Source organism: Chryseobacterium gregarium DSM 19109, assembly GCF_000430845.1.
GTDB lineage: Bacteria > Bacteroidota > Bacteroidia > Flavobacteriales > Weeksellaceae > Chryseobacterium > Chryseobacterium gregarium.
Map to the genome: position 1 here is coordinate 137237 of NZ_AUMU01000013.1, position 6208 is coordinate 143444.

Below are 6208 nucleotides of genomic sequence, written 5' to 3' on the forward strand. Positions count from 1 at the left end.
TAGAACAATTTATGCAATCTGCAGTCTATTACTTTCTCATTTTGAGCAATAAATATTTTTTGCATTAATTAAACTAGTTAAATGTGTGGCACTTCAAACTGCTGTAATTTAGCATCAAAATAAAACAACATGCAAAACAGAATTTTAGGATTGCACCACATTACCGCAATCGCAGACAACGCAAAAAGAAATTTAGATTTTTATACTCAGGTTTTAGGCGTAAGACTGGTAAAGAAAACCGTGAATTTTGATGATCTGGGAACGTATCATTTCTATTTCGGGAACGAAACCGGAACGCCGGGAACCATTCTGACCTTCTTTCCGTGGGAAGGAATCGGGCAGGGAACCAACGGAACAGGGCTGGCCACCCACATCGGATATTCGGTACCGAAAGGAAGCCTTGAATTCTGGAAACTCCGTTTGCAGCAGTTCAGCATAGCTGTTGAAGAAGGCGAAATATTCGGGGAGAAAATGATTTCTTTTAAAGATCCGGACGGGCTTCAGTTACAGTTTATAGAATCATCAACCCCTGACAACCGGAAAGTCTGGACTACCGATGATATTAAAGATGAAAATGCTTTGAAAGGTTTCCACAACGTCACTTTAACGCTGAAAAAAGCGGAGCCGACAATTAAGGTTCTGACGGATATTTTAGGATACGATCTTCAGAAGCAGGAAGAAGGCCGTTACCGGTTTGCTACGGATGCCATTGATACCGCCAACCTGATTGACATCATCGAAAATGATAAAATCCCGGCAGGAAGGAATGCGGCAGGAACCAATCACCATATTGCTTTCCGCGTAGAAAATGATGATATTTTAATGGAATACCGTGAAAAAGTAATGTCAGCGGGATTAAGCATTACCCCTAAAGTGGACAGGGATTATTTTTATTCCTTATATTTCCGGGAGCCGGGCGGCGTTCTATTTGAGATTGCAACCGATAATCCTGGGTTTACAGTGGATGAACCGTTGAACGAACTGGGACAAAACCTGAAACTTCCGAAACAGTACGAAGCCATGCGCAGCCAGATAGAGGGAGCATTGCCGAAATTATCATAGATCATTCATTTTAACTAAAGAATATTTTAATTTAGATCATTAAAACCAACGTCCAACAATTTTCAAACAACACATTATGGCACTTATCACAGGACTTCATCATGTTACCGCCATGACAGGCGATGCACAGGGAAATATAGACTTTTACACAGGTGTTTTAGGGCTCAGGCTCATTAAAAAAACCGTCAATTTTGATTATTCCGATGTCTATCATTTCTATTTCGGGGACGAAACCGGAACTCCCGGAACTATTATGACCACTTTTCCGTATGGAAAAGGGCTGGCCAACGGGCGTCACGGAAAAGGAATGCTGAACACCACCGCTTTTTCAGTTTCCATGGAAGCACTGGATTACTGGCTGGAACGCCTGACGCAGTTCAATATCCCTTACAAGCAGCCGCAGCAAAGGTTTTCAGGCGAGGTGTTTATTTATCTTGAAGATTTTGACGGGCTTGGCCTTGAGCTGGTGTTCAATGATAAAGATGACAGAAAAGGATACAGCAACGGATTGATCCCGAAAGAGTATACGGTCAAAGGGTTTCATCATGTGGAGATCTGGCTGGATGCCTATGAAAGGACAGCAGCTTTGCTGACCACGAAAATGGATCATCAGCTCATTGCGGAAAGTTCGGACAGGTTCAGGTTCGGGACGGAAAACCAACCGGGAAAATATGTGGATCTCGTATGCGCCCCCAATGCGCTGAAAGGACTGGCGGGGAAAGGGACCGTTCACCATGTGGCATTTGCAACGCCTGATGTGCAGTCGCAACTGGAAATGATCGACCGGCTGAACGCTTTCGGATTGCAGCATACTGAAGTGAAAGACCGTAAGTATTTTACGTCCATTTATTTCAGAGAGCCGGGCGGTGTCCTGTTTGAGATTGCCACTTCAGGCCCGGGATTCGATGTGGATGAAGAACGGGCATCGCTCGGGGAAGATTTAATGCTGCCTGAACAGTTTGAAGAAAACAGGGAACATCTGATCGATGTTCTTCCGAAAATTAATTATCCAACAGAAAAATTCAGATAAAATGACTCATACCTTAGATATAAAAACTTCCGGAACCCCAATTGACAAAGCCGAAAAAGCGTTGATCATGATCCACGGAAGAGGCGGAAGTGCAGAAGATATTCTGAGCTTATCCCAACATCTGAATGTGAAAGACTATGCTTTGCTGGCACCCCAGGCAACAAACGGAAGCTGGTATCCTTTATCTTTCACTGCTCCTGCCGCGCAGAACGAGCCCTGGCTGTCATCAGCCATTGAAACCATCGGGAAAACAGTAAAAACCGTTTTGGATGCAGGAATTAAGGCTGAAGATATTTACTTTTTCGGATTTTCTCAGGGAGCCTGTCTTACGGTGGAGTTTCTGGCAAGGAATGCCCGGAAATTCGGCGGGGCGGCGGCTATTATCGGCGGCGTTATCGGAGAAAAAATCAACCGTGACCATTACAGTGGGGATTTTGCACAGACGCCGGTTTTACTGGCCACCAGCAATCCGGATTTCCATGTGCCGGTAGAACGGGTCTATGCTACCGCCAATATTTTCAGAGAAATGAATGCCGATGTTACGGAAAAAGTATATGAAAACTTCGGGCATTCCATCAATCAGGAGGAAATCGAACTGGCGAATACTTTGATTTTTAAATAAAAACCTGATGAAGATTACAAAAATACTCAGTGACGAAAACGGCGAATCTCATTTTGAAGATCTTGAGATTCCATTAGTCAACCAGGGTGAGATCGGCTTCCTGTCAGAAGATATCCAGGTTAAAAAATTACAGTTCAGAACGGTCTCTGCAGATTATGACTACAATTTTCATTGTGCTCCGCAAAAACAGTATATTGTTCTTCTGGACGGCGGTGTTGAAATAGAAACTTCGTCCGGTGAAATCCGAAAATTCCAGACCGGAGAAATCCTTTTGGTAGAAGACACTTCAGGAAAAGGCCATAAAACAAAAAATCTCGAAAAGAAAAAACGGACCTCCCTGTTTATTCATATTTAAAATGAAATGGGTATCTGACACTTTAATGTACAACCTTAAATATCAATATGTATGAAAACGCTAAACTTCCTGGTTATCGGAAAAAATCAGGAAATCCTTGATGTTTTAAAGAGGATCATCGAAAATAACGAAGGCTGGAAAGCGGAAATCCGGACTGATGAAAGCTCATGTTACATGTATATAGAAGAAAATCAGGTGGATATTGTTCTTTTAAGTTCCGGTCTGGAAGACCGGTTTGAAAAAGAGATCAAAGCCTTTTGCGGAAATTTGGATAAGGAAGTGAAGGTCATTGATCATTATGGCGGCGGAAGCGGATTGCTGAAGAACGAAGTTTACAGTCTTTTTCCTAATTTGCAGCCGTAAATTTATTGTATGTTTGAAAATATCATCAGAAATGTAACCCGGTTTATCAGCCTTACCCAGAAAGAAGAAAAATTTTTCACGGATCTCCTGGTCTGTGAATCGGTGCCCAGGAAAACAGTTTTATTGCGGGAAGGCGAGGTCTGCCATTTTGAAGGCTATATCCATAAAGGCTGCATACGGGTGTATTATCTTGATGATAATGGTTTTGAAGTTACCATCCTGTTTGCCATTGAGGACTGGTGGATAAGTGACATTGCCTCATTTCAGGATCAGAAGCCTTCCAATTTATACATAGAAACCATTGAAGATTCAGAAATATTCATGCTGAATCCTATTACCAAAGAACAGCTGCTGAAGGAAATCCCGAAATTTGAGCGGGTGTTCAGAATGCTGGTGCAGAGAAACCTGTTCACCTTACAGAACCGCCTGGTCAATACCATTTCAAAGAGTGCCTCAGACCGGTATCTTGAATTTATAAAGGTTTACCCTACGATTCCGCAGCGGGTGGCGCAGTATTATATTGCTTCCTATCTGGGGGTCTCAAAGGAATTTGTGAGCACCATCAGGAAACGTCTGGCCTCTAAAGAAAAATAATTTACGAATAAAAAATATAAGATTCCTCTCCCAGAAACGGGGCGAAAATTCAAAGATTTTTGACAGGTGTGGTTAACGATCAATGCCGGATATGAAAATATGCGGCATTTTTTTTTTCCGAAAGTCATTTATTAAACCAGTTAAATGAACAGCGGTTTCTATCACCATACATTTGTCTTATTAATAACAAACAGATAAATAAAAATATGGACAGAAAAGATTTTTTAAAGAAAGGATTGCTGGGAACCGGAATGTTTGTAGCATCGTCAGCATTAGGCAATACCCTGAAAAATGATATCGACGAAATCGAACCGCTAGAACCGATCGGATACAATCATCTACCCAATCCTGAATCGAAAATTAAAGATAATTCAGTTATTCACAAAGCAGATTCAAGAGGGAAAGCAGACCATGGCTGGCTGGTAAGCAATCATACCTTCAGCTTTGCCAATTACCATAATCCCGAAAGAATGCATTTCGGCGTTTTAAGAGTTCTTAATGATGACATCGTAGAAGCCGGAAGAGGTTTCGGTACCCATCCGCACGATAATATGGAGATTATCAGCATTCCTCTCGAAGGTGATCTGGAACATAAAGACAGTTTGGGGAATTCGGCGGTTATCCGAAGCGGGGACATTCAGGTCATGAGTGCCGGGACCGGGGTTATGCACAGCGAATTCAACAAAAACAGCGACAGCATCGTAAAATTCCTTCAGATCTGGGTGTATCCGAATAAAAGAAACGTAGCACCGAGATACGACCAGATTACTTTAGACAAAACAAAAAGCAAAAACAGGTTTCAGCAGATACTTTCCCCGAATGCTGATGACGAAGGGGTCTGGATTCATCAGGATGTATGGTTTCACCTGGGGAATTTTGATAACCTAACCGAAACGCATTATCAGATCAGGAAAAAAGGGAACGGCGTATATGCTTTTGTTTTAAAAGGAAGCGCTGAAATCGGAGGCCAGGCCCTGGAAACAAGAGACGGGTTTGGAGTCTGGAATGTTGCAGATCTGGAAATCAAGACCACTGCTGCCGATACAGAGATTCTTCTGATGGAAGTTCCGATGACGCTGTCTTAATACTATTGTTTTCCCTAAGAGCCTGTTTGTATTTATTTCAAAAATAATTCTTTACAGATGATTGCAATCGCAGGTTTTTCTGTGTATTTAAACCTGCTGAATCTGAAAAATCGGTATAAATAGAGCTACAACAGGCTTTTAAAACTTCTTGTATTTTATCAAAATTCATATAATTTATTATAATGCTTTCATAAAATTACGAAATACCGTAACTAAAATAAATCGATTTATTTATTAAGTAATTGAAAGTTAATTAATTGTGTTTTTGGGTGGATTTTTGAAATTAATGTTATGAATTTAAATATTAATTAAATAAAATCTACAACAATGAGTACACTGCAATTAAAAGACGGAACCGAAATTTTTTACAAAGATCAGGGAAAAGGACCGATATTGATGTTCCACCACGGATGGCCGTTGTCATCAGACGACTGGGATGCCCAGGTCATTTTCTTCTTACAAAAAGGGTACCGAGTAATCACGCATGATAGAAGAGGTCACGGAAGATCAAGCCAGGATATCTACGGCCATACCATTGAACAATACGCTTCTGACGCTGCGGAACTGGTAGAATTCCTGGACCTGAAAGACGTAGTTCACATCGGGCACTCAACAGGAGGTGGCGAAGTGATCCGTTATGTAAATAAGTATGCCAACGGAAGAGCTAAAAAAGCCGTATTGATCAGCGCCGTTCCACCCGTTATGGTGGCAAGCGAAAGCAATCCGGATGGGGTACCGATGGAAGTTTTTGACAACATCAGAGACCAGACGCTGAACAACAGGCAGCAGTTTTATATCGATTTGACTTTCCCTTTCTATGGCTACAACAGAGAGGGTGCCAATGTGAAAGAAGGGATACAGAGAAACTGGTGGAGACAGGGAATGATGGGCGGAATCGTTGCGCATTACGAAGGCATCAAAGCGTTTTCTGAAACTGATTTCAGAGAAGACCTGAAAGCAGTTGATATTCCTGTTCTGGTTCTTCACGGGGAAGATGACCAGATCGTGCCTTACCAGAATGCCGCATTAAAATCAATTAAACTACTGAAAAACGGGACGATAAAAACCTATCAGGGTTTCCCACACGGAATGCCGAC

At 41.9% G+C, this 6208-nt stretch carries 8 protein-coding genes; all 8 read left to right on the plus strand.

The window, feature by feature from the left end:
- The first annotated feature begins 129 nt into the window (after window positions 1-129).
- Window positions 130-1062 carry a ring-cleaving dioxygenase gene (locus H561_RS0115375; RefSeq protein ID WP_027387823.1) on the plus strand — a complete coding sequence of 311 codons (933 nt, stop codon included), beginning with the start codon at window positions 130-132 and terminating at the stop codon, window positions 1060-1062.
- A gap of 76 nt (window positions 1063-1138) precedes the next feature.
- A complete protein-coding gene (locus H561_RS0115380; protein WP_034762405.1) occupies window positions 1139-2092 on the plus strand; it encodes a ring-cleaving dioxygenase in 954 nt (317 codons plus the stop codon).
- Window position 2093: 1 nt separating this feature from the next.
- A complete protein-coding gene (locus H561_RS0115385) occupies window positions 2094-2714 on the plus strand; it encodes an alpha/beta hydrolase (RefSeq protein WP_027387825.1) in 621 nt (206 codons plus the stop codon).
- Between the two features lie 7 nt (window positions 2715-2721).
- Window positions 2722-3069 (plus strand): cupin domain-containing protein, encoded by a 348-nt coding sequence (locus H561_RS0115390; protein ID WP_027387826.1) that lies wholly within the window; start codon window positions 2722-2724, stop codon window positions 3067-3069.
- A 51-nt stretch (window positions 3070-3120) separates the two neighbouring features.
- Complete coding sequence (locus H561_RS0115395) at window positions 3121-3432, plus strand: hypothetical protein (protein ID WP_027387827.1); 312 nt, start codon at window positions 3121-3123, stop codon at window positions 3430-3432.
- Window positions 3433-3441: 9 nt separating this feature from the next.
- Window positions 3442-4026: a Crp/Fnr family transcriptional regulator gene (locus tag H561_RS0115400; protein WP_027387828.1), complete on the plus strand. Its 585-nt coding sequence runs from the start codon at window positions 3442-3444 to the stop codon at window positions 4024-4026.
- Between the two features lie 206 nt (window positions 4027-4232).
- Entirely contained in the window at window positions 4233-5111 is an 879-nt protein-coding gene (locus tag H561_RS0115405) for a pirin family protein (RefSeq protein ID WP_027387829.1), read from the plus strand.
- A 327-nt stretch (window positions 5112-5438) separates the two neighbouring features.
- Window positions 5439-6208: alpha/beta fold hydrolase (locus tag H561_RS0115410; protein ID WP_027386299.1), on the plus strand; the 770-nt coding region annotated here is incomplete at its 3' end.

Excerpts from the sequence above, each read along its gene's own strand:
- H561_RS0115395 (WP_027387827.1), top strand. The coding sequence starts at position 3,121 with ATGAAAACGCTAAACTTCCTGGTTATCGGAAAAAATCAGGAAATCCTT.
- H561_RS0115405 (WP_027387829.1), top strand. The coding sequence starts at position 4,233 with ATGGACAGAAAAGATTTTTTAAAGAAAGGATTGCTGGGAACCGGAATG.
- H561_RS0115385 (WP_027387825.1), top strand. The coding sequence starts at position 2,094 with ATGACTCATACCTTAGATATAAAAACTTCCGGAACCCCAATTGACAAA.
- H561_RS0115375 (WP_027387823.1), top strand. The coding sequence starts at position 130 with ATGCAAAACAGAATTTTAGGATTGCACCACATTACCGCAATCGCAGAC.
- H561_RS0115380 (WP_034762405.1), top strand. The coding sequence starts at position 1,139 with ATGGCACTTATCACAGGACTTCATCATGTTACCGCCATGACAGGCGAT.
- H561_RS0115390 (WP_027387826.1), top strand. The coding sequence starts at position 2,722 with ATGAAGATTACAAAAATACTCAGTGACGAAAACGGCGAATCTCATTTT.
- H561_RS0115400 (WP_027387828.1), top strand. The coding sequence starts at position 3,442 with ATGTTTGAAAATATCATCAGAAATGTAACCCGGTTTATCAGCCTTACC.